Origin of the sequence: Nostoc sp. DedQUE08 (assembly GCF_034530895.1) — a bacterium.
Classification (GTDB): Bacteria; Cyanobacteriota; Cyanobacteriia; order Cyanobacteriales; family Nostocaceae; genus Nostoc.
Genome location: NZ_JAVRCD010000054.1, coordinates 1 through 24,094, shown reverse-complemented (window position 1 = coordinate 24,094; position 24,094 = coordinate 1). Strand labels below are relative to the sequence as shown.

Sequence of the window (24,094 nt, the reverse complement as noted above, 5' to 3'; positions counted from 1 at the left end):
AACCTATAATTCGCACTGTCATCTGCTTAACTTTATATATATAGGAGGAAGGAATTTGGTATAACTAATCATTTGTCTATACCAAAATCTACGTTAAAAACAGAACAGATTAAACATCTAAGCAAGAGACACTATAACGATGGAAAACTACATTATGGCGTTTAATAACAGTCTATTTGACTGCACATAGCCAATAAAAACTAAATATGTAGCTTTTCTGTAGTTGACTAGTGCTAAATTTAAGTTACTCTTAAAGCGGATCTCTTGCTCTAAGAATCTACCCTGACAGAAATGTATAAAGATATAGTTAAATTTAGCAATTCTGTCCGAGATTTTGAATTTACAAACTGAATAGTTTGATACGGCCTTCAAAATCCCGATCCACTACCCTAAACAAAGTAGTCAATTCACGACTCAATATCATCTGTCTGGTAATTGTAATGAATAGTTTACAATACCAATGGGTGAGAAAATCTAAAGAAAATATAAAAGAAACTCAAATTACTGTGGTGTCTGGAGGACAAAAGTGTTTCTGAGACTAGCACATCAACATCGACAATTCGTCCAAGACTTAGTAATGAACCTGCAAGCCTTGGCGATTGTATTAGAGCGGCGTGGGTATCCTGCATCTTGCTATACCTGTGGCGACCAAATGAATAGTGCATCATTTATGGTTAGCTTGGGTGATAATCATCTAATTCGATTTTTAGTGTCCGATTACGGCATTACTTGGACAGAAATGCGGGATGACCGCGAATTAATGAAGTTAGAGGGTGCAGAGGCAATAAGCCAATTAGATGAATTGGCCGATCTTGTCAAGCAATCTATGCAAAGTGATACAGGCTCTAAAACTCTTGCCAAGAAGTATTAAGATTTCAGAGGTCGAGAGCAAATTAGAAATTGATTATCGGTAACTGTTAATCGGTAACAGTGGCTTAGTTAAGCGATCGCTTACCTATTTCTCCATTATCATAAAGTGATTGGCTATGGCTGGCCCATCGCATATTTTTTGTATCAGCGAAAATCTGACGATCTTGATTTTCAGCCTCTAGCTAGAAGGTGTTAAAACACAGCAAAGTCAGAGGTTAGTTAGTTGAGCGCTCCTCTTTTGCGATAATTTCATCAAAACGCGATAACTTCTCTACGAGACACTGCGCGAATATCTAAAGTCCATTGCCAATTAAAATAAAGGGTGCCCAATAGTACGGGTGACTAAAGTCATTGACTGCTGCTACGGGTGCATTATGACTTATTTCCTTCCAGTTTCCAGTAATTAATGAGAGTTGAGCTTGGCGTAAAGCTTCAGTTTTAGTCAGCTTCTCAGTAGAAAGAATACCATAAAAAGCACTCATGAGTGCTTGTGTACCACCATCATCTACAGACCACAAAGAGGCGATCGCGGCTCTAGCGCCGGTTTGTTGCATCTGATAGCCAAAGCCCAAAATTTCTTCACCGTTACCTAACTTGCCTCCCAAGCCGGTTTCACAGGCGCTCAACACTACCAAATCTACATTCGGGAGTGACCAAGTGGCGACATTTCTAAAATTAACGCGATCGCCATTTCCAAATAAAATAAACGAATCTTCTGGTTTACCTACCACAAAGGCTGCATGAGTCGCTAAATGGACAATTGTATAATCATCCATTTGGGGTACAGCGACTTTAGGAGTAAAGGCATCGTCTAAAAGCTTCGTAGTTTCAGGAACCGCTGCTGCTAGACTTTCCACTTCCCGCACTGCAAAGGGTAAGCCAGCGAAAGCAACCTGTCGATTACCAACTTTGATTTGATAATTACCTTTAGTAAAAGCAGCCGCTAAAACCCGCAAAGTGGATTGTTTTGGGGTGTTTAAATTAGTCAGACTAGCAGATGTAATGTGATTCACGTTGAAACGCTGTACGAGCCATTGTTTGCCATCATACACAGCAGTTAAAGGAATGTAGCGTAATCGATCGTCTGGAGCGTAAATCAGAGTTTGCGTACCCGATAGCTTTAAGTCTTTCTCTATCGGTTTAATTAGCCAGTCATACAATTGGCGTGCAGGTGCTTTGATATTTCGACTGGGATTGATTAAAGCTTGACGGAAAGCATCAATTGTTTGATAAAGTTTTTCGCGCTTTACAGCAACGGTGCGATGGATTGGTGGGGATTCAGGAGTTACCAATACCAATTCCAAACTATCTTTTAAAATCAGTGGGTAGAGTAATGCCGATTTTTGCGGTAATCGCGCCAAATTATCTCGAAGTTCGTTGAGACTTTCCAAATCCAAATTTTGCCGCCTAGCTGTACGGCTAATTTGCTCTACCTGTGCTTTCACTGAAGGACTATTGATAAATTGGTTAAATCCATCTAGAAGTTGCTGTTGATTTAAGACTAATTGTTCGATGCGTTGTTTCTGTTCGAGCGATCGCTGTTCAGGGGAAATTTTCCGTAGTGTTGTTAATTCCTTACCCAGTACAACAGCATTATCCACACTTTGATCCAGCTTTTGTTTAATTGGTTTTTCTGTTGCCGCTATATTAATACCTTTGACAGTACGTTGATTACCTGGCACATTCTGGAGATATTCCTCTAGTTCTTCAACTTTGAGTAAATCCATTGTCCTTTGTGCTTCAGCAACACGTTCTTGTTTGAGCAATCGTTCACCCAAAATGCGATATGTCTGGCTAACAGTTATGTTGTAAGCATCTGGTTGTGGCGCACTCAATGCTGATGGATTCAAGCGAGCTTTCTCACGATTAATCAAACAATGCTTGTAGAAAAAAATTGCTAACTCTGGTTGGTTTTGGATATCGAATAAGTAACCTATGTTACTGTAGGTTTTGCCAAGTCGAACCAGATCCCCAAGTTCTTTGTTAATCAATAAGGCTTGCTGATAGGATTGAAGTGCTTCAGGATACTTTTTTTGACTTTGGTAAATTCTGCCAATATTGTTAAATGTTACCGCTTCCCAAGAGCGCTCTCCAAGGTCTCTAGTGATGGTTAATGCTTTCTGTAATTTCTGCAACGCTTCTTTTGATTGACCTTGACGAGATTCTTTGATAGCTTCTTGATTGAGCCTTGCAATTTCTGAGAGTTGATTATTCTTGGGTAAAGCTTGAGCTTTTTCTCCAGATTCGTACCTCAACCTTGCATTTGTATTTACCTGGTTATTGTCTGGATATACCATCCCAAAACCTAGTAAGCTAAGTAGAGATAAAGTAACAACACTCACATGCCGGAGATTAGGCTGCATAACAAAACACTCCCTATGCTCGGAAGGTAAATATTAAATCAAGAAGTCCGGCAACGCAATTAATTTTTATGCTATTCAATAATTTGGAAAATTTATAGGCGTTGAGAAATTTGAAGATGTCAGAAGAAAAACCCAGCCAACCAAAACTACCACCAACCAGCGCTCTTGACAATCCATCCAGTCACGAGTTTGGGAATTGGTTTGAATATCCTGTCAGAGTCCAACCCCACCACACTGACTATGCCGGTCTTGTCTGGCACGGTTCTTATATAGCTTGGATGGAAGAAGCGCGGATTGAATGCTTGCGATCTATAGGGATTGAATTTGCTGATTTAGTCGCTATAGGCTGCGATTTACCAGTTGTAGAATTGTCGGTGCGCTATCACCGTTCAATTCAATTGGGTATGGCAGTGCTGGTAAAAACCCGTATGGCTGAGGTGACTGGTGTCCGCATCAATTGGGATTACGCCATTATCTCAACTGATGGACAACAATTGTACGTTACTGCCAAGGTGACTTTAGTCGCTTTAGATCGCGAAAGAGGCAAGATTATGCGTCAGTTACCGCCGAGTTTTAAGGATGCATTAGCCAAGATTTCAGCATTAAATAACAATTGATCGGGCAAGGTTATCATTTCACCTTTTCTACTTCACCTTTTATTGGCAAAAGTGAAGTATAGATCGTTATTTTCCAGTTTGGATCTGCGACAAATTTTGAGCAAACTGCGTTACGTAATGCCAAATATCTTGGGGAGTAATGCCAAAACTAATATTTAATAAAACAAGGATTGCCGCAAGAGTTAATGCAGTGCTCACGGTTGCTTTCAGCAATTTCCATAATATTATGAAGACTATCCAAGCTATAATTAACGTAATAATCATATATATTCATTCCTTAATAATTGCCCTTGTCTGAAAGTGAGTTGACTCAGAAAGGATAAGCTTTTATTTTGGTACTAATTACTGGTATAAAAAATGCTAAACCCAGTTGTTAATATTTACTAAAATGGAGGTTTTTGTGATAATTAGCCTGGAGATATTTTACCTAAGAATCAGATAATTATTGATGTAATATACTGGGTTTATTTGCAAAGTTTTTGTAAAGCTTTATATTTTTTTGAAGATAAATTATAGATATACATAAAACTGACGACCGATCCGGAAGTCAAAAGTTATCTTCAATAAAGTTTTATTTGTTAACTTTTTTATAGTTCGGTGAGTACATCTTTGCGATCGAGTGAAATAATTTTCATATTAATTAAATTAGAGGCTGGGGATTAGAGATTGGGGACTAGGCATCAATTTCTAATCCTCAGTCCAAACTGAACTGAAGGTTTTTATCGCAGAGAGATTATCCGCGACTGAGTTTCTAACCTTTCACTTGCTATTAAAACTTCTTGTCTTGCCCATTGATCTGCTGCCAAAATGTCATCTAAAGAGGGATTAGTACGGTTATCATTTTGATGGCGATCGCACACCCATTCGATACACCGAGGAATATCTAAAAACCGAATTTTTTCTTCTAAAAATAAAGCTACAGCTTGTTCATTGGCAGCATTTAACACCGCTGGCATCGAACCGCCAGCTTTACCCACAGCATAAGCCAACTGCATACAAGGATATTTCTGGTGATCTGGTTCGCGGAAAGTTAAGTTTCCAGCTTTGACTAAATCTAGTCGTTCCCAGTCGGTGTAAATGCGATCGGGCCAAGATAAAGCATATAGCAAGGGTAAGCGCATATCTGGCCAGCCGAGTTGGGCTAAAACTGAAGTATCTTGTAGTTCAATCAGTGAGTGAATAATGCTCTGGGGATGAATGACAATTTCGATATTGTCATAATCCAAGCCAAACAGGAAGTGAGCCTCAATTACTTCCAGTCCTTTATTCATCAAAGTAGCAGAGTCTACCGTGATTTTCCGTCCCATCGACCAATTAGGATGCTTCAAGGCATCAGCAACGGTTACATCTGCTAACTTTTCTACATCCCAGTCGCGGAAAGCCCCACCAGATGCAGTCAGCAAAATTTTCCGTAAGCCATCTTTGGGAACACCTTGGAGGCATTGAAAGATTGCGGAATGTTCGGAATCGGCAGGGAGTAATTTTACACCATGTTTTTCCACTAGGGGTAGAACCACAGGGCCGCCAGCAATCAGAGTTTCTTTGTTTGCTAAGGCAATATCTTTACCAGCTTCAATCGCGGCGATCGTGGGTAGCAAACCAGCACAACCAACGATCCCAGTGACTACGGTTTGGGAATCGCCGTAACGGGCAACTTCTATCACTCCGGCCTCACCAGCCAGTAGAATCGGTTGGGGATTGAGGTCAATGATTGCTTCTTTGAGCGCTGGTAATTTATCTTCTGAGCAAATGGCTGCTATTTCCGGCTGAAACTGCCGAATTTGAGCAGCCAACATCTCTACATTGTTCCCAGCTGCCAATCCCACAATCCGAAACCGATCTGGGTACTGAGTAACAATATCTAAAGTCTGAGTACCAATAGAACCAGTAGAACCAACAAGAGTAATCGCTTTCACAATTGCTTAAGGATTTACAGACAACTCTCACTATAAATTGCTGGGGACTCTTTAATCACAGCGAGCGCCATAATCGATACACTGACGAGGAGGAGAGACGCAAAGAAAGAACATATCCCCGTGTCTTCTTGTTCGCGTACCTGTTTGTGCCAGTCCCAATCCGTTAATTTCAACTCGATAGACTGCTAGTACGGCAAAAATCCTGCTACGATCTCAAACCAGACAAGGTTTAATTTTCATATAACTAGACAAAATTTGTATTTATAAATACTATATTTTAAAAGATAAATTCCGAGAGAATTGGCAAAGGTAACCAAATAGGAAATAATTTCAATTAATTACTCATCTGTCCAGTTTCTTAATTATGTTGGTGGAGGATTTAATATGCAAAATCTTACTCATAAATTGCTAGATTGCAGCCATAGGTAAAAAGATACATAAAGGAGTTTGTTGAAGCACTCAACCCTATGGTCAAAGCTCAGATAGTTATAAAAAAAATTTTATGGAAAAATGATTTCCTGTTTCCAGCAGCAATGTGGCTTGCCAGTCGAATATTTATCTGGACAGCTATGTTGCTGGTTGCGCCAAAACTATCATTACCAGCAGAGGAATTTTTGCCCCGTTTTGGCTGGGGGGTTTTTGATGCTTGGGATAGTATCCATTACCGTGCGATCGCAACTTCTGGTTATGAATTTGTGAATGACGGCAAGCAACATAATCTGGCCTTCTTTCCCCTGTTTCCCTTAAGCATCTGGTTTTTGATGGAGTTGGGCTTACCGTTTGAATTGGCAGGCACGTTAGTCAACAACTTGGCATTTTTTGCAGCACTTTACTGTTTGTATTTTTGGGTCAAGGATTGTTATGGCATCAATGCAGCACACTGGGTAACTGCTGTGCTTTCTTTGTATCCGGCTTCGATGTTTACGGGAGTGATTTACACAGAGGGGCTGTATTTGTTTTTGAGTACGGCGACTTTGCAGGCGTTCGATCGAAAGCAATATGGCTGGACTGCTCTTTGGGGCGCGATGGCGACAGCAACACGTCCTACAGGTATGGCACTAATTCCAGCATTGGCAATCGCAGCCTGGAAAGAACGCCGACCACCTATTGCCTATATAGCCGCTTTGACTACTGCTATTGGCATACTTCTATTCAGTTTGTATTGTGCCATTTATTTTGGCGACCCTTTAGCTTTTATCGAAGCACAGCGAGGATGGCGACCAACTCTCGGATTTGATTGGCAGGGTTGGTTAAATATGTTCATGCAAATTGCCGTTGGCAGTAAAAATTGGCAATTTGGTTGGGTTCAAAACTCCTCTGGCGGGATTGAAGACCCCTGGTATCTCTTGTTATTTGGTGCGATCGTTTCTAGTGGTTATCTTTTATGGCATTTCCGTCAACGTTTTAGTTCTGTAAAATTATTTTATGGGTTTTATGGTTTAGTCTTATTTTTGTTGATTCTGGCAAGCGAACAGTGGATCGATAACTTCCTCAACTTGTTCATGGTCTTGGGTGGTGGCTATGTGTTGTGGCGCTTCCACACGCAACTGACCACAGTTACAGTTATTTATGGCTTTTGTGGTATTGGTTTACTGCTAGCCTCTGGAGGCACTATTTCCTTGAGCCGTCTCGCCTACGGTATTGTGCCTTTGAACATAGCAATTGGTGTGCTGCTATCTCACTATCCTCGTCAAGGATATTTAATATTAGGCGCTTTTTTGACATTACTAGCCAAAATAGCTGTAGGATTTGCCCAAGAGCATTGGGTTGGTTAGAAGGTTCGATCCATTATTGCGAAGAAATTGAATTTAAATTTCCTAATGAATGTATTCAATCAAACGAAGATAGCGATCGCTTCATTATTTCTAGGTGTAGGTGCCATTTCTTTTGGCTCTATTTTTATGAAATTGAGCGAAATTGAACTTAGCCCCAGTGCAACTGTATTTAATCGCTTTTGGCTTGCTAGCGTGGCTTTCTTGATTTGGCATGGATACAAAGCAATACGGCAGCAATTTTCCGCAGACAAACCTGTAGAACAGCAGTCTTACACCAGTCAGGATATGCTGCTATTACTAGGTGCTGGTATTCTTTGGGCTGCCACTTTAGTTTTGTTGGCTTGGTCGCTGACTCAAACTAGTGTTGCAATTTCTAGTGTGTTGCATAATCTCGCTCCCATATTTACTAGTTTAGGGGTGTGGCTGCTATTTGGTAAGGGTTTTGAGAAGCAATTCCTGATTGGCATGGTCATCGCCCTTGGGGGAGCGATCGCCATTGAATTTGAGGAATTGCAAATTGCTACAGACGAGGTTCAAGGAGGCTTGGCTGCGATCGTTTCGGCGGTTTTATTGAGTGCATACCTGCTGATCGTAGAAAAATTACGAACTAAATTTTCTCCAGCTACAATTCAATTGTGGATCTGTGCGATCGCTGCTCTAGCTATCTTCCCCATACTTTTGTTCACTCAAGATCGGCTTTTCCCCTCTACAGTCAGTGGGTGGGTGTGGGTAATTTGCTTGGCGCTGGTTTGCCAAGTTTTAGGTCATGGGCTTTTGACCTATAGCCTTGCTAAGTTTTCCTCTGTGGTTGTCTCCTTGGTGCATCTGTTAGAGCCAGTATTTAGCGGCATTTTCGCTCTGGTAATTTTTTCAGAAAAATTAACTTTCTCGAATTGGATAGGTTTCGCTGTAGTTTTAATGGGTTTATACTTAGCCATATCTAGCCAAGCTGCTATTAATTATCCGTTCCAGGCATCAGTCAACAATATAGTTAACACTTTCGTTCAAAGTATGACGATTAAACTGTCATTACTAAAGCAACAATTTTCAGAAACACCAGCTTTATTAGGAACTGTATCATTATTGTTTGCCTTAATTCCCATATCCTTAGCACCATCTTTAACTAAATTGTGTCAACAAGAAATTGGTGCAAATGCTGTAGTATTTCATCGCAGTTGGATTGCAACAGTTGTCTTTGGTTTGTGGAATGGACTTGAGGCTTTTCGCTACCAACAGTCTATTGAAGAAGGCAGGAGGCAGGGGGCAGAAGGCAGGGGGCAGGAGGCAGGGGGCAGAGGGCAGGAGGCAGGAGGCAGGAGTCAGGAGATAGAAGGCAGTATTACTCTTACTCCTGTCTTACTTGATAACCAATCTATAGAACAGAAGCCTTTTACAAGTCAAGAAGTGTGGCTATTGTTGGCAATGGGAACCTCTGCTGGAACCTATCTTCTATTATGGGCTTGGTCGCTGAGTCAAACTAGTGTTGCCAACGTGGCTTTACTGTCTAATTTGAACTCTTTATTTGTTGCTTTGGCTGGGTATTTATTATTCGGTCGGCGTTTCGATAATAGATTCGTGATTGGTCTGGTCGTCGCTTTGGGGGGAGCGATCGCCTTTGAACTCAATAAGGTACAATTTGCAACCGATCAAATATTAGGTGATGCATTAGCATTGCTAACTGCGGTTTTCATGGCTACGTGTATGCTGCTGATAGAAAGACTCCGAACCAGATTTAGCACTGCAACTATCATGCTGTGGCGATGTGGAGTAACAACAATGTTTCTATTACCAGTCCTCCCATTCCTCGAAGATAGACTATTGCCCTATTCCTGGATGGGTTGGTTTTTCATAATTTTTCAAGCTCTCTTCTGCCAAGTGTTGGGTCAAGGACTTTTAGCTTATAGTCTTAGCAGAATCTCTTCAGGCGTTGTCGCCGTCACGCTTCTTTTAGAACCAGTTCTAGCTTCCATTTTTGCTTGGTTTATTTTTGCAGAACAAGTAGCTTTGTTTGACTGGGCGACTTTTGCCGTAGTTTTAATGGGTATCTATTTAGCCCAATCTAGTCAATCCATTGTTCAAGTAACAAACGAAGGATCGTAGCAGCGCTATTTATCCAAAGTTCAATTTTAGAGAATATGTCTCTAAAGGATAAATTCATTCATAAATTATGGTGAAATTAGTGTAAATCCTTGAGCCGAACCGATAATTTTACTACCAGTTAAATTGATTTGCTGCAAAGCCCCATTGTCTAACAGCAAATAAGATTTATTAGATAACATTTGTTGTAAAGTTGGGACAGTTGCAGGAGTTACCTTACAATCGCAGTAAAAGTCTAAACTGGGACGCCCATAAGCAAAAGAAGTATAAATTTGTGTTCCTGTTGAAACATTTGCCCGAATTAATTCTGCTACTGGTTTAACCGGAAAAGCTTCCTTTAATTCCCAGATCCATGATTGCGAACTCATTAACAGTGCTAAAACTAAGTACATCCCAGAAAATAGCACTGGAATAAAGTTGCGATCGCGTTGTTTAATTAGCCATGCTGCAATGCTCATACTGATTGCCAAAACAATGCTCATGACTATTAAACTAGGTTCTTTCTTTGCAAGAATAAAGTAAACAAAACCTCCTAAACCAGCAATAGCAATAATAGTTATAAATATTCTCAAATTTCGTACCTGAAAATGACCGTACTGCCAAATTTCGCTAAGTTTCGCACCAATTGCCAAAGCTAAAAATGGATATACAGGCATAACATACCAAGGAAGCTTAGTTTTCATTAAAGAGATAGTCCCTAAGTAAATAATTGTGCCAATAAGAATTAAGCGACCCCAGGTAGTATGACGTTTTTTCCAAGCTAGATAAAAACCTCCTGGTAAAAATAGTAGCCAAGGAAAACTATATTTAATTAACTCAATTAAATAATACCAAGGTGGCCCGCTATGACCTTCAACAGATTGTGTCAGACGATCAAAAGTTTGTGTTTGAAAGTTCACTTGGAAGAAAGTTTCGCCATAATGTTGCCATTGAGCGACAAACCAAGCGATCGCAGGTGCATTTCCGAAAAATATTCCCACTAATAAATAGGGACTTGTTAACAAAGCAAACTGCCGATCTGCAATCATGAATAAAAAAGTGATCGCTCCTAGCGGTAAAACTATCATCCCTTTGGTGAGAGCAATTAACCCCAGACAAAATCCCACACCGAGAGCATACCGACGATTTTGACGTGCTTTTAGCAAACAAAACAACAGCAGCAAGAAAAAGGTAATAGTTGTACCATCTAGCATTGCTAGCCTTCCGTGACGCACTACAGGCAACATCGTCAGGTAAACTAAAGCGCTAAACAGAGCTGGTAAACTTTGGTTAAAAAGCAAACATCCCACCAAGTAAAGCAAAGGCACTCCCAAGGCAGTTAATACTGCACCCGGTAGACGTGTTGTCCACTCATTCACGCCTGCAATCGAGTAAGTCCAAGCAATTAATAAGTGCATCAGGGGTGGCTTATTATGATAGGGTTGCCCTCCCAATGTGGGGTAAAGCCAATGCATTGAACCAAGCGGGGCACGCCAAATTTCACGGGCAACCTGTGCCACAGTACCTTCATCCCAATCTCTTAAAGCGGAGTTTCCCAAAAATATCAGCCATAAAAATAGAGATATTATCAGTAAGCTAAATAACCATTCTTTTTCTCGGAATAGACGCATATCTAAAATCGGGATAATCATCTCAAACCTCACTAATCGTTAGATGATTTCCATTAGAAATCATTGCTAAATTTTGTAAGTATCTTGGATGAAGATTTGAGATTTTCTTCTTCTAAAATAGATACTCAGGCTGATAATACTCGGAATCCAATCGTAAATCTGATGGAAGTTGTTAGTAATTAACAATGCTCCAAACTGCCAAAGTTCAACCCTCCTTTTGCTGAAACTGGCTCAATAACCAAGTTCCAACTTCAGATTGACTTATTTCACGACTTCGGCGTAAGGCTTCTTCTAAAATTGCAATTACCAATCCAGGCAATACCTGTGATTCTTGAATCCGTTTACTGCCTCGATCTGCGATCGCATAAGCTATAATTTCGGCATTTTGAACATCTACTACCCAGTATTCAGCAATACCCAATTCTTCATAGAGCGTAGACGCGAAGCGGCTTGTCGCCAGACATCGCTTTGTACCCAAGTCATCCAGCAGAGATGTTTTCGCAATCTCAATCACTAAATCCGGTGCAGGATAGCGATCGAGGTTGACAATTCCTGTACCTGCTGGGATAGTTTGGGCACGTTCTCTGAGGTAATAGGCTACATCGGGCTGACAGTCCTGAATACCAGTTTTACGAAAAATCGTGGTGTCTAAGCCTGTGGCTAAAATCCCTTTAATAGTCGCAAATAGAGTTACAGCAAAAATAATTATTACATGGTCTTTACCATGAGCAAAACTAACTGGTGGCATCTCCAGCCTCATGTGTCCTTTGTAGTAATAGCTTTTTCCCTTCTCGTTGAGCAAGTTAGCGACTATCTGCTCATACTCCTGCCAAGAAGCACAAATCCATATATCTGTCGGTAACTGGGTCTGAGTTTCACTCATTGTCTAACCCTTGTGCCAGTAATCTATATCTCCTGTAACTTAAATTCTAAACTCCTAGCTCGACTCTTTAATCTCTGAAGTGCAACCTCTGAGTTCTGAGGTTAGATGATGGGGGTTAGAAGGCGATCGCTTCGCTGCTAAACCATCTCATACTCGGCAATTTCGCATCAAAGCTGTATAACCTGCTTGCACAAAATGTCTGTCATAGGCAAGCGCTTCAGCAATAATTTGCTCCTCCATAATTTTGAATGACACGCAATCAGTTTGACTCCACTCCTTATCTGCCCTTTGCTCATAAAGCGTCAACGCCGCCTGAAACTGAATACTAGTTTGTGGAATGATGGTAGTGTTTGGATGGCGATAAAGACTCCTAATCAGATTGGCGGCTGCTTGTCGAAAGTACTCACCTCTAGATGAAAAATCATTCAGTACTTCAGTTAAGACCATTTCACTGGTGACAATATGAGCAGGCTGTAAAGCTTTTGAGAGGTTTACCGCTTTGTTATGTAAATCATCACGAGGATTAAGCAACGCCACCCAGTACCCTGTATCTGCAAACACAACCCGCATCAATCTTTTCCTTGTTTCTGTTTCTGGTAGTAATCAAATCTCCTAGCTAAGTCTGTGGGTAGTTTTTGCCATTCTTCATCAGGGACTTGGGCAGAGATTTCAGCTACTAATTCCCAAATAGGCACAGCGTTTAGGTCAAAGGAAAGTTCGCTTAATTTGGATATCTCGCTGAACTTGATGGTGGTTGACAGGTTTTCAGAACCATCTGACGGAGATATCGGCGTATGTTCCGGTTGAAAATTTTGTTTTACCATTCTATTATTTTTACCTGCTTCTTCCATATCTGAGTCTGGATGATGAGGCTTGGAAGGCGATCGCTTTATTTACTCAACTTAGTTTATTCTCCTTTCACCGCAGCCTCAATTGCTTTCACAAATGGAGCAACCCACCACTGATCTGAAGCTTTCTGAAGTGCTTCAAATATAAATGCTTTTCCTCCGACTTCCAAGCGCTTCCTCAAAGTTGGATTCTGCTTCACTTGCTCTACTGCTTCTGCCACAATAATTTGTTTCTCTACTTCAGTTGGAGCGGGATAATTTTGAGTGATCCGATTTACGATTTGCTGAATATCGTCAAAAGTCTCTATGAGATTTTGGTCTTGAGCATAATTATGCTGTGTTCCAATCTGATCTCCATTGACTGTGCTATTGAGATTGACTGCACCCACAGATCCACTAAAGTTTAGGTTTGGGTTGTTTGATCCTTGCATAATAAAGACTCCTGCTTGAATTTGTGTACTTTGATTTTTTGACTGATTGCTCACAATCTGGAGGATCTGCTCTGGTTGAGGTGGTTGCCAATTTTTTCGCCGTTTAACGCTGTGGGCTTTCAGCAGCGTTTTTTTAAGCCACGTTAATTCAGGAAACTCCTCAGCAATACGCTCAATCTCGATACACGCCTGAGATGTCCCAGTTTCCCTAAGTTGTGTTAAAACACTGTCTCTTAAGTTAGCAACACTTTCTCTAGCGCCCATATTGTGAGCAAGAACATCATTACTGTAATCAGGATCTTCAGCATGAGGATACTGACAAACTAGCCAGATGTATAAATCCGCTAACTGTTTTTCAGTCAGCTTTAAATACAAACCATGCGAGTAGCGGTAAGCGACTGCTTCAAATACTTCTCGCCCAAAGTCTGTATCTTGCTGAATAGCCGACCAAATAACCGCCCAGCTAGTAGGTTCTGCACATTCGACTAATACCCTACCTGCAACTACAGCTTTCTGGTGTGCTTCTTCTTCTAAAGGTAGAGGAATAGAAACAAGAGATTTAGCAAACTCTCTAGCTCCAATCGATTCACGCTTTAAAAGTTCTTCAAGTAACTGCCCCATACACTGAGGTTTAATTACTGTATCCCTAGCCTTTTCTAAAAGAACAGCTTTAAAACTTTCATCCCAGCATTTCTCAAATTTATTAAGAATAAAGATATAGCCATGTTCCTCATTCTCCTTATTAATAATACACAGCAGTGTATTTAGGGTTTCAGAGGGGGCATTTATGTATGCCCGCTTAACTAATTCGGTGTAGTAATATTCTTTTTGGGTGGTGCTGCTATGAGGAAAGGCAACAATAATAGATGCCCACCGTTGCCATATCTGAGATGATACAGTGTCTAAAAATTCTGGAGTTTCTTGTAAAAGCAATTGTAAAGCTTTACAGCCAGATAATGCTGGACGATCATACGTATTTGTCCCTATCCAGTCATAAGCTACCTGATTATATTCTTGAATATATTTTTTAGCGCCGTTGATAATTCTTTCACGAGTTTTTCTATCAGCTTCTCGCCATCCAGGAAGTTTTGTTAAATCTGATTCAAGCTCTTTTTCATAAGATTGACTATCTGGCTTAAGCAGCATCTCCATATTTATTTGCCACCAAGCTAATAAATTTCCTGACTCTAGCTGCTCTAAAAATAGAAGTACTCGTTCTTTAGGTGGTGGATCTAGAATAGGTTTTTGTCTACGAGCTATGCGTTCTTGCATCTCTTGATAGTCAGACCTCGACTTCTCAGCCTGCATTGAGTCCAAATCAATTATTGAAACATAATATGCAAATTCTTCACGCAAGATATTATTAGTCTGAGTAGCTGTAAGGATAGCATCTATCTGCTTCACATCTTGACGATTAAATTTCCACTGAATTAGCGCTGCCCAAATTCGCTCTTGCTGAGAATCAACATTTTGAAGTTTTCCGAGCATCCAAAAAACATCTTCTGTCGAAAGGATATTTTGTGTTAATGAATCCAATAAAAAATATATATTTTCTCCTGATTGGGAAACTGTTATGACTGCCTGCTCAACAAGCTTGCGCCGTCTTTCAAGATTATTAACAAGTGATAATTCAAATTGTGCTTGGATCTCGTTGTCGAAAGTTATGATTTTCTGATCTTCTCTCCACTGTATTAGAGCGATTTTAGTAAAACTTTCTGCTATATCAGGTAAATCGAGATGTTCCCAAGCTTTTAGCATTATCGCATCCGCAAGTCTTTCAAATGAGTGTCCAAAGCACCTAAGACCTTGCTTTTCAACCCACTTAAGAGCAACTAGCAAATCACATGGCTGTAGTTTTGGTACGAGTTCAAAGTCAAGAAATATTTGATACGCTCCTGTAAAGTTTCTCTTCTTAGGTGGAGTTAAGACATTAAACAATTCCTCTACTGTTAGATGATCTGACCAAATTGCTGCCAAAGCATATCCTTTAAGTCGGTCGTCCTCATCTTCTAGAAGCTGTTCACAAGTCAGTGGTTTAAATTGCAATCTTGCATTTACATTACCAATTGTACAGATTGCTTTTGCGGCATTAACTCTGAGGTAAATTGATTGAGATGAATCAAGTACTAGGTTTACCAACTCCTCCTGAAGTTCATCTACCTTACAAGCCTCAGCAATATCTATTGCTGCATCTCGTGCATCGATTGGCTTGCTTAAATCCTGAATATATGGAAGCAATTGTACAGCTAACCCGGAATGTTTAAACTTCTCGTATGTGGGATAATTATTTCTATGTGAATCAAATAGCTTTCCCTGCTCATACTGTTTTAATAAGTTATCAACTATTGCTGCTCGAAGATTTGCATCTGTAGGTATGTCGCTTCGCAACAATACATCAGGATCAGTTTTCATGATTTCCTGAAGTACGTCAGTCCTCATACTAGCTAGCCATGCTGCTGTCTCATGAAGTTGTGGGATTAACTTACGTTCAGGATCTTCAGGTGAAACAATCAGTTTCATTACCTGATTCAAAGGTGTTTCGTGCTGAACTAAGTACCATGCTGCAAGAAATTCAGCATAGGTTTGGTGTGCCCATCCCATACGGCTTAATTCACCACGAGATGAGAATAAACCAGTGTCTAAAACTTCTGCAACAGTTTTTTGAGTAATTTCAAACTCTCTACTGTCAAAGGTTTCTGTTCCTTGGCATATCTTCTCAATCAGCACGTCTTCATCTGGAACATCACCCCAATCTGTGCCACTCCAAATAGCAAATTTATTACCAAAAATTGTAATAGCTGCAATCCTAGCGGCAATAATTAAACGTTTTTGCCGCTCAATATTTCCTATTAATTTTGATGAAATGCGGCTTTGATTCCGTTCTTCACAAAGCCAGAGGCATCCTTCAGCATAAAGTTCATGTAGCCTTTGATTAGGAGGAAATTGACCACCGTGGCGATGATAAGTCTTGATAAGGAATTCTAATGTTATGGGCTTGATAGCCAAAGGTACAACATTTTTCTGGTTAATTTCTTCTAGAAATGCCTCAGCATCATTGATTCCTGCAATTCTTGCTGCCTGACTAACATCTATACGGCGAAGCGGAGCTAATTCATAAATTCCTACACTATCTTTACCCCAAATTTGCTTGAGTCCTTCTTCTAGGACTGGTTGCCAAACAGCTGTTCGGCAGGCAATACAAAGATGTAAACGCTGGATATGCTTCTGATAAATTTTGAACTCGTCAACTAAGAGCGTTGCTAATGTATCTATTCGTAGCAAGCATTCATCAAGACTATCCAGAAAAATATGTAACTGATGAGTTCCTTCTATCCATTGAGTAAATTCTGGGCTGTCAAATAATCTGCGAACTAATCTGTCTTCACTTCCATAGGAACGGATATCATCTAACGAATGTACCTCACCACCTTGCTGTTGAATTTTACTGATAATTTGTTTTTTCTCTGCTTTTAAAGCACAACTTTTACCAATTCCTGGCTCACCCAAGAGTGCTAAACATGAGAAGTGGGAGATAGCATCGAAGGTTACTAAATCTGGATTGTATATTTTGCCCCACTTTTCTTCTGGGTCGCATAGATAACCGCCATCAGCTAGATTAATGTGACCTGACCGAGGACACCAGAACCGCTTCCATTTGTAATCTGGACTTGGCATTTTCACCAACAAGAGGCTGAAAACATTTTTACTATGTTAACCTCACTAACCCTTAATGATGTCTTTTAAGAGACGAGTTTTCCAGATAAATATTTCCGCGATCGCTCTCAAAATCTCAACTTTCAACCTCTGAACTCGGAAGTTGCACCTTTTTACTCGAACATTGAGCCTCTGAACTCGGAAGTTGCACCTTTTTGCTCGAACGTTGCGCCTCTGAACTCGGAAGTTGCACCTTTTTGCTCGAACGTTGCGCCTCTGAACTCGGAAGTTGCACCTTTTTACTCGAACGTTGCGCCTTTGAACTCGGAAGTTGCACCTTTTTGCTCGAACGTTGCGCCTTTGAACTCGAAAAATAAAGCTCAGAACTTGGAATGTCGTACTTTTAACTCCAACATCCAAATTCTGAGCTTTCATATTGCACGTTTTAAATGCAAGTACTGAGCTATTTTCTACAACGCTGCTTTTTGAGACTTGGATTTTGCAGGTTTACGAGCAAATCGTTGTCCCATTTCCACAACCACTGCATCTAAACCCGCCCCTTGTCCACTGGCTTTGGCGTAGTTATACACCTGTAAGGCGGCTGCATAAGCTTCACTACCGACTGCAAGAGATGTATCATCTACCAACTCTTGTAACTGCGTCAACGACAATAACACCGGATACAACGCTTCAAATAATTGCACATCCTTTCGCATTTCATCCAAGTCAAACGATCGCGGTAAAAACTCTGGATTCTGCGCCGCTACCTCTAATGCTTTGCTTACAAAGGCGCGACTCTTATCGCCCATCTTGGGTAAAGTCTTGCGATCGTCGGCACTCAAATCAACCAAAAATGGTAGCTTTTCTTTAATGGTGGTGATCGCTTGCAACACAGCATCTCTGTCTGTTTGTGCCAATGTTGCACTAATTGGGGTCGTAGACATAGAAATCACTCTCCAGTATGTTTCTTTCATCTAGAGTGCCCACATATACACCTAAACTTTCCATTCACATAGCAAAACCGCTCATCGTAATAAAGACTGATTTGGCGTTAACTGGCTCTCAAAACGGCTGTAAACAATTTGGGTTGGATACCAACAAGAAAACCAGTATAAATCTTGCATAACTTTACAATAATTACTCTCATCTGCTAACTCAAAGTGAACCAGAGCTAAATTATTCAATCCAACTACTTCTCGTCCCTCCTGAAACCAACGAGATTTCCAAAAAATCAGAGGTTGTAACCATTTCCATTTAGCATTTTCGGCTCGTTTCCAAGGAGCTATCAATGATAATATATCTGCTGTGTAAGTAGAAGTCTGAGCAGTGTTTCGAGGTATCCACTCCAGTACACAATGCCAGTCAGGGTCATTCAGCAGCTGAGGATTATGGTGTAATTGTTTCTCGGAAATTTCTACCATATTGGGTGGCTTTATCCAGCCGATCCAATGTCGTACCTGTTCTGGTAGCAGCCAATCTTTCAATCGTGTATGAATCAGCCGCGTCAACATCTCTTCATTCTTCAATGCACTAGCGGTTAGCTGTATCAAGACAGATTGTAATTTGGAATGGGTGCGTGCATAAGATAAGTGAGCAACAGAACTGTAGTGAATATCCCCAGATAAAATCACGACTTGTTGACGTTCCTCAAACAAAGTAGTTAGGAATTTCGCCAGTGCTTCAACATTGATATTCCAGGCATCTCCAACATCTGTTGAAAAAACTTTCTCCTGGTTTAAGTGCCAATGATGAATCCAATCAATCACTTGTAATCCAAAAACATTTGTGGGCGCAATCACAAATGTAGTTTTAATTTGAGTTTGTTCAGTTACTTGTTGTAAAGGCAAAAGTAGTTGTTGCTCAAAAGCCTTTGGACACAACAGCATCGGCGGCGCAATTGGTTTTTGATCGGCTGGATAACCCCGCCATGTACGTGTATCCAGCACAATTACTTCATGGCAATCGCTGCGGACTATATAATGCCAAGTCAGCGCTTCCGGATCTCGATCCAGAATAAATACTGCACCGTCTCGGACTAAAATAGGTAAGTCTGTGTGGGGGTCGTTGGCTGGCATACCTAGATAACGAGCGATCGCCTGATTAGCCTTTGCATCTCTTCCTTGAGAAGCTGACCAAGCTTGTGCAGCCGCCAACAGCTTTTCACCTGATTTTCCTTCTGCAAATTGCTCTGGTGTATTGCCCCAACCTTGAAATACTGTATAAGCTAACAATGCATTTTGGACTATTCTTCGCCCTAATGGTTGCCCCAGCACGCGCAAACACCAAGCTTGGTTTAAATTCCAGTCATCAGTAACATCATGGTCATCAAAGATGGTGTACATGGGGATATTGGCAAGGGCGCGGCGCACTTTCCAAAGGGTGTAGATGAATTGTCGCAAATGCTTGACTGCGCGATTCCAGTCTTTGATAGCATGGCGATCGCGCATTACTTGCTGTCCTTTGGGAAATGTTGTCGGCCAGCACACTGGCGACCAAGCGAGTAAATAAGTAGCGTAATATTCACCCAGACTGAAAAGATGACTGTTGACTTTCTCTGCTTTGTTATGTAGTCCTGCCGTCAAACCAGCTTGATTTGTCGCAGCATCAGCCCGTTCTCCAGGGGGTAGCTGCTGAGGAGTGCAGTACACTCCATTCACCGGAAGTCGTTCTTCCCAACCCAAGAGGGCATCACCAAGAGTAGTTGCAACCCACAGAGATGGTTCTGCTACATCATCTCCATAAATTTGATCTCCCGTGAGAAACAGCTGGTGAGGTCGGTGCTGGGGTTGATTTGCTGATGCCTGAATCATACTGTCGAGAATTGGCAGTGCATCAAACCCATGCCCATGAGGTTTACGGCAGGAAGCATGGACAATTTGCAAATCTTGAAAACGGTTTGGCGGTAAAGCAAAGGTTGGTTTTTGATGATCGAAGTAGCTGATGTTGACTGGAGGAGAGGAGTTTGAACATAATGCTTGTTGCATTTGCAGGGTTTGGTCAGCAACAGTAAACTGGAGGTCGTATGCATAGATGTGACCTCCAGTTAGGCAATGTCCAATTGTAGATCGAGCCGTGATCGCAACTACATGAAGATACTTACCCAGAGCAAAGGTAGAGCGTTCTCCCTCCAATAAGCAATTTCCTAGTGTTTCACCATCATTTGTTGTGTCATAAACCTTAAGTTTTACCTGACAAGACTGTTTCAGTGCCATCCATACTGTCACAGACTCTGGCTCAGTATGTTTGAGGATTGGCCCCGCTAAAATCAGTGGTAGTTCTTGTAAAAACTCGTCCCCAACTTGGTACTTCATTGCAAACAGTTGACATGATGGTGTTTTAGATGTGTTACTTTGCTCCTAAATTGGTAGCCCAACTCATCTAATCACCAATCATGCATCAATTCTTATCTGTTTAACATCAGTTGATAGCGCAAATAGATTGCAGCCTAAAAGTTCAGGGACAGGCGATACGCCCATCCCATAAAAGTGATTATTTTAGGGAACTCCAAGAAATAAACTATCCAATCTTGTAGGGTGGGCAACATGAGTGCCCAGTTTATATGGCGGGCAAGATGCCCACCCTACAATCAATAATTGAATATTTTTTATTTGGAAGTCCCTTAGTTAATTAATTTCGCGCGATGCCTTCTTCCCGCGCGGCACGTTGCACAGCAGCAGCAACAGCAGTGACAACACGCTCATCAAAGACTGAAGGAATAATGTGTTCCCGATTTAAGTCTGAAGGCTTAACTAAAGAGGCAATCGCACTTGCGGCTTCTAGGTACATTTTGATGGTAATTGTCTGTGCCCGACAATCTAAAGCACCACGGAATACCCCAGGAAAAGCAAGGACGTTATTGATTTGATTTGGGTAATCGCTACGACCGGTCGCAATGACAGCCACATCTTTACTGATTAATTCTGGCTGAATCTCTGGAATCGGATTTGCCATTGCAAAGATAATTGGATCTTTCGCCATCGATTGCACCATTTCTGGTGTCAAAACTCCTGGTGCGCTGACACCAATAAACACATCTGCTCCTTGCATTGCACCCGCTAATGTACCTTGACCTTTCACAGCAAATTCGAGTTTTTCTTCTGTCAAATCGCTGCGACTGGTAGAGAGAATCCCTTTAGAGTCGCACATCCAGATTTTTTCTGCCCCAGCTTTGCGGAGTAACCGAGCGATCGCCACTCCCGCCGCCCCAGCACCGTTAATCACGATCTTGATTTCTGCTAAGGATTTATGTACGAGTTTCAAAGAATTAAATAACGCAGCCAAAGTGACAATTGCTGTACCGTGCTGATCGTCGTGAAAAACGGGGATATCTAATTCTTGGCGTAATCTCTTTTCAATTTCAAAGCAGCGAGGTGCAGCAATATCCTCTAAATTCACGCCCCCAAACACCGGCGCAATATTCTTAACTGCCTGGATAATTTCTTCTGTATCTTGGGTGGCGAGACAAATAGGAAAAGCATCCAGCCCCGCAAATTCCTTGAATAGCATTGCTTTGCCTTCCATAACTGGTAGGGCGGCAGCTGGGCCGAGATTTCCCAAACCCAAAACGGCACTACCATCGGTAACAATAGCAACGGTGTTCTGTTTGATGGTTAACTTATAAACTTCCTCTGGATCTTGAGCGATCGCTGTACAAATTCGACCGACTCCGGGGGTGTAAGCCATGGCCAAATCGGAAACACTCTTCAAGGGAATTCTACTGCTAATGCTGATTTTGCCACCGCGATGCAAATTAAAGGTGCGATCGTAAACACTGAGTAACTTGATATCTGGCAACACCTTGATTGCTTGCACAATGGTTTCAGCGTGTTCAGTACTAGCAGCATCTACAGTCAGATCGCGGGTGGACTCTTTGCGGGTTTGCTCGATTAAATCGATTTGACCGAGATTACCGCCACAGGTTGCGATCGCATGTGTTACTGACGCCAACATCCCTACACGATTGGGAATCTGCAAGCGCAGTGTCAAACTAAAACTAGAATTAGGAGTTAGGTCTGCCATGTTGATTTTGGATTTTAAGTTTTAGATTTTATATTGAATTGAGACAAAAACTAAAATTTAAGATTTGTAGTTTGTGAAAACACAATGTATGTAAACTTTTGGGATAATCATCAGTAGTTAGTTTATCCACTGCTTACAGTTTTGATAATTATTTTTATTTATACCAATGCATTTACTAATATAAATGAGTAACAATTTAGTAATTGTACCCAAATACACCAGATATTTTTTTTATATTTTATCTGTGTAAATATTTGTATAACTATAGCTTCATGCACGAAAAAAGCGCCCTCCATACAGAGAGCGCAGTGAATTTTAACTTACAATTAACCGTGAATTATAGGTGCTGCATCTACGCCCGTCGTAGACATCGTTGCCAGAGGTACTGCCTCACCACCCGCTAAATCCAGGGGGAAGTTGTGAGCATTGCGCTCGTGCATCACTTCTATACCCAAATTGGCGCGGTTTAGCACATCTGCCCATGTATTAACTACATGACCTTTGGAGTCAAGAATTGACTGGTTAAAGTTAAACCCGTTGAGGTTGAACGCCATCGTACTGATGCCCAATGCCGTTAACCAGATCCCAACTACAGGCCAAGCAGCCAAGAAAAAGTGTAAAGAACGCGAGTTGTTAAAGCTGGCATATTGCCAAATTAACCGCCCAAAGTAACCATGAGCCGCTACAATGCTATAGGTTTCTTGTTCTTGACCAAACTTGTAACCGTAGTTTATAGATTCAGCTTCTGTTGTCTCTCTAACTAAAGAGGAAGACACCAAAGAACCGTGCATCGCGCAGAACAGGGAACCACCGAACACCGCCGCTACACCTAGTTGATGAAATGGGTGCATGAGGATGTTATGCTCGGCTTGGAATACGAACATGAAGTTAAACGTGCCGCTAATGCCCAGAGGCATCCCGTCAGAAAAGCTACCTTGACCAATTGGATAAATTAAGAAAACCGAAGTCGCAGCAGCTACAGGCGCAGAGTAAGCAACGCAAATCCAGGGACGCATCCCCAAACGATAGCTTAACTCCCATTGCCGACCGAGCCAGCAAAAGATACCAATCAAGAAGTGCAAGACAATGAGTTGATAAGGGCCGCCGTTGTAGAGCCATTCATCCATTGAAGCAGCTTCCCAAATTGGGTAGAAGTGCAAACCAATTGCATTAGATGTAGGTACAACAGCACCAGTGATGATGTTATTGCCGTATAATAAAGAACCAGAAACTGGCTCCCGAATGCCGTCAATATCAACGGGTGGTGCAGCAATAAAGGCAATAATGAAACAGATGGTAGCGGTTAATAGGGTAGGAATCATTAAAACGCCGAACCAGCCAATATAAAGCCGATTGTCGGTGCTAGTAATCCATTGACAGAAACGATCCCACAGGTTGCCGCTTTCGCTTCTTCCTAAAGTTGTGGTCATAACTGTGTTATTGATAAATCGGTGACAACAAACTTTCCCAATTTTAAGAATTGAGAATTAAGCTGTTTTCAAAGACTTCGCCAAATACCTTCTCCCTAATAGCCGGGACTCTCTGGAATTACCTCACACCAAAAATGCTGTTAACTAATTTCCCAAGGGAGACTGTCTGAAAAAAGGGGAAAATTTCCCGGCTCATAATATCACGTTTTACATTAGTAATTTTTATTTTTCAAGACATTATTTTTAAATTTTATTAAGCTAAACGCTCAACAAACTCAGCGTGTTTTTTTGAATTTAACCCTTGTTGCAGTACTGCTAAAACTTTTGTCATATCTCCTATGATTAGTGAGGTGACAGCTAACCACAAACCTGGAAAGACTTTACTTTTAATCTTTAAAATAATTACAACTAAAAAGCGCCCCCATTTGTGGAGGCGCTTTTTATTTAGCTAAATCTTCAGAATTAACCGTTGATAGTAGGAGCAGTCAGAGCGACAGGTGTAACTTCACCAGCAGCTAAGTCTAGGGGGAAGTTGTGAGCGTTACGCTCGTGCATTACTTCCATACCCAGGTTAGCGCGGT

The 24,094-nt window shown here is 41.2% G+C and carries 16 protein-coding genes and 1 pseudogene; 4 read left to right on the top strand and 13 right to left on the bottom strand.

Going from position 1 to position 24,094, the window contains the following annotated elements; genetic code table 11:
- Positions 1–526: 526 nt before the first annotated feature.
- Positions 527–871 carry a DUF1815 family protein gene (locus RMY64_RS28025; RefSeq protein ID WP_094350113.1) on the top strand — a complete coding sequence of 115 codons (345 nt, stop codon included), beginning with the start codon at positions 527–529 and terminating at the stop codon, positions 869–871.
- A gap of 292 nt (positions 872–1,163) precedes the next feature.
- Here the strand turns inward: RMY64_RS28025 and RMY64_RS28020 are convergent, their stop codons facing one another.
- The gene (locus RMY64_RS28020) at positions 1,164–3,233 is read right to left on the bottom strand and encodes a CHAT domain-containing protein (protein WP_322673231.1); all 2,070 of its coding nucleotides are present in this window, start codon (positions 3,231–3,233) and stop codon (positions 1,164–1,166) included.
- Positions 3,234–3,349: 116 nt separating this feature from the next.
- Between RMY64_RS28020 and RMY64_RS28015 the strand changes: the two genes are divergently transcribed.
- Entirely contained in the window at positions 3,350–3,850 is a 501-nt protein-coding gene (locus tag RMY64_RS28015; protein ID WP_322673232.1) for a thioesterase family protein, read from the top strand.
- A 66-nt stretch (positions 3,851–3,916) separates the two neighbouring features.
- On the opposite strand, the gene RMY64_RS28010 is transcribed toward RMY64_RS28015, so the two are convergent.
- A complete protein-coding gene (locus tag RMY64_RS28010) occupies positions 3,917–4,114 on the bottom strand; it encodes a hypothetical protein (RefSeq protein WP_118162507.1) in 198 nt (65 codons plus the stop codon).
- Positions 4,115–4,569: 455 nt separating this feature from the next.
- Positions 4,570–5,766 (bottom strand): 1-deoxy-D-xylulose-5-phosphate reductoisomerase, encoded by a 1,197-nt coding sequence (locus RMY64_RS28005; protein WP_322673233.1) that lies wholly within the window; start codon positions 5,764–5,766, stop codon positions 4,570–4,572.
- Positions 5,767–6,233: 467 nt separating this feature from the next.
- Here RMY64_RS28005 and RMY64_RS28000 point away from each other — a divergent pair, with 467 nt between their 5' ends.
- The gene (locus RMY64_RS28000) at positions 6,234–7,541 is read left to right on the top strand and encodes a mannosyltransferase family protein (RefSeq protein WP_322701710.1); all 1,308 of its coding nucleotides are present in this window, start codon (positions 6,234–6,236) and stop codon (positions 7,539–7,541) included.
- Between the two features lie 45 nt (positions 7,542–7,586).
- Entirely contained in the window at positions 7,587–9,641 is a 2,055-nt protein-coding gene (locus RMY64_RS27995; protein WP_322701709.1) for a DMT family transporter, read from the top strand.
- Positions 9,642–9,706: 65 nt separating this feature from the next.
- Here the strand turns inward: RMY64_RS27995 and RMY64_RS27990 are convergent, their stop codons facing one another.
- The 10 genes and pseudogenes from RMY64_RS27990 to RMY64_RS27940 form a co-directional block, all read right to left on the bottom strand.
- Positions 9,707–11,248 (bottom strand): glycosyltransferase family 39 protein, encoded by a 1,542-nt coding sequence (locus RMY64_RS27990; RefSeq protein ID WP_322701720.1) that lies wholly within the window; start codon positions 11,246–11,248, stop codon positions 9,707–9,709.
- 205 nt (positions 11,249–11,453) lie between these two features.
- Positions 11,454–12,131, bottom strand: coding sequence for a Uma2 family endonuclease (locus RMY64_RS27985; RefSeq protein WP_322701708.1), 678 nt, complete (start codon positions 12,129–12,131; stop codon positions 11,454–11,456).
- Positions 12,132–12,278: 147 nt separating this feature from the next.
- Entirely contained in the window at positions 12,279–12,701 is a 423-nt protein-coding gene (locus RMY64_RS27980) for a type II toxin-antitoxin system VapC family toxin (RefSeq protein ID WP_322701707.1), read from the bottom strand.
- Complete coding sequence (locus RMY64_RS27975) at positions 12,701–12,955, bottom strand: hypothetical protein (protein ID WP_322673239.1); 255 nt, start codon at positions 12,953–12,955, stop codon at positions 12,701–12,703. The genes RMY64_RS27980 and RMY64_RS27975 overlap by 1 nt, the downstream gene beginning before the upstream one ends.
- A gap of 83 nt (positions 12,956–13,038) precedes the next feature.
- Entirely contained in the window at positions 13,039–17,085 is a 4,047-nt protein-coding gene (locus RMY64_RS27970) for a hypothetical protein (RefSeq protein WP_322673240.1), read from the bottom strand.
- 449 nt (positions 17,086–17,534) lie between these two features.
- A complete protein-coding gene (locus RMY64_RS27965; RefSeq protein ID WP_322673241.1) occupies positions 17,535–18,008 on the bottom strand; it encodes a hypothetical protein in 474 nt (157 codons plus the stop codon).
- 81 nt (positions 18,009–18,089) lie between these two features.
- Positions 18,090–20,375, bottom strand: a complete 2,286-nt coding sequence (locus RMY64_RS27960; protein WP_322701706.1) for a PhoD-like phosphatase — start codon at positions 20,373–20,375, stop codon at positions 18,090–18,092.
- 316 nt (positions 20,376–20,691) lie between these two features.
- Positions 20,692–22,083, bottom strand: coding sequence for a malic enzyme-like NAD(P)-binding protein (locus tag RMY64_RS27955; protein ID WP_322673243.1), 1,392 nt, complete (start codon positions 22,081–22,083; stop codon positions 20,692–20,694).
- Between the two features lie 326 nt (positions 22,084–22,409).
- Complete coding sequence (gene psbA, locus RMY64_RS27950) at positions 22,410–23,513, bottom strand: photosystem II q(b) protein (protein WP_322673244.1); 1,104 nt, start codon at positions 23,511–23,513, stop codon at positions 22,410–22,412.
- A 462-nt stretch (positions 23,514–23,975) separates the two neighbouring features.
- Positions 23,976–24,094: pseudogene (locus RMY64_RS27940) on the bottom strand (photosystem II q(b) protein); the annotation flags it as partial.

Excerpts from the sequence above, each read along its gene's own strand:
- RMY64_RS28020 (WP_322673231.1), bottom strand. The coding sequence starts at position 3,233 with ATGCAGCCTAATCTCCGGCATGTGAGTGTTGTTACTTTATCTCTACTT.
- RMY64_RS28015 (WP_322673232.1), top strand. The coding sequence starts at position 3,350 with ATGTCAGAAGAAAAACCCAGCCAACCAAAACTACCACCAACCAGCGCT.
- RMY64_RS28010 (WP_118162507.1), bottom strand. The coding sequence starts at position 4,114 with ATGATTATTACGTTAATTATAGCTTGGATAGTCTTCATAATATTATGG.
- RMY64_RS28000 (WP_322701710.1), top strand. The coding sequence starts at position 6,234 with ATGGTCAAAGCTCAGATAGTTATAAAAAAAATTTTATGGAAAAATGAT.
- RMY64_RS27995 (WP_322701709.1), top strand. The coding sequence starts at position 7,587 with ATGAATGTATTCAATCAAACGAAGATAGCGATCGCTTCATTATTTCTA.
- RMY64_RS27990 (WP_322701720.1), bottom strand. The coding sequence starts at position 11,248 with ATGCGTCTATTCCGAGAAAAAGAATGGTTATTTAGCTTACTGATAATA.
- RMY64_RS27985 (WP_322701708.1), bottom strand. The coding sequence starts at position 12,131 with ATGAGTGAAACTCAGACCCAGTTACCGACAGATATATGGATTTGTGCT.
- RMY64_RS27980 (WP_322701707.1), bottom strand. The coding sequence starts at position 12,701 with ATGCGGGTTGTGTTTGCAGATACAGGGTACTGGGTGGCGTTGCTTAAT.
- RMY64_RS27975 (WP_322673239.1), bottom strand. The coding sequence starts at position 12,955 with ATGGTAAAACAAAATTTTCAACCGGAACATACGCCGATATCTCCGTCA.
- RMY64_RS27970 (WP_322673240.1), bottom strand. The coding sequence starts at position 17,085 with ATGCCAAGTCCAGATTACAAATGGAAGCGGTTCTGGTGTCCTCGGTCA.
- RMY64_RS27965 (WP_322673241.1), bottom strand. The coding sequence starts at position 18,008 with ATGTCTACGACCCCAATTAGTGCAACATTGGCACAAACAGACAGAGAT.
- RMY64_RS27960 (WP_322701706.1), bottom strand. The coding sequence starts at position 20,375 with ATGAAGTACCAAGTTGGGGACGAGTTTTTACAAGAACTACCACTGATT.
- RMY64_RS27955 (WP_322673243.1), bottom strand. The coding sequence starts at position 22,083 with ATGGCAGACCTAACTCCTAATTCTAGTTTTAGTTTGACACTGCGCTTG.
- psbA (WP_322673244.1), bottom strand. The coding sequence starts at position 23,513 with ATGACCACAACTTTAGGAAGAAGCGAAAGCGGCAACCTGTGGGATCGT.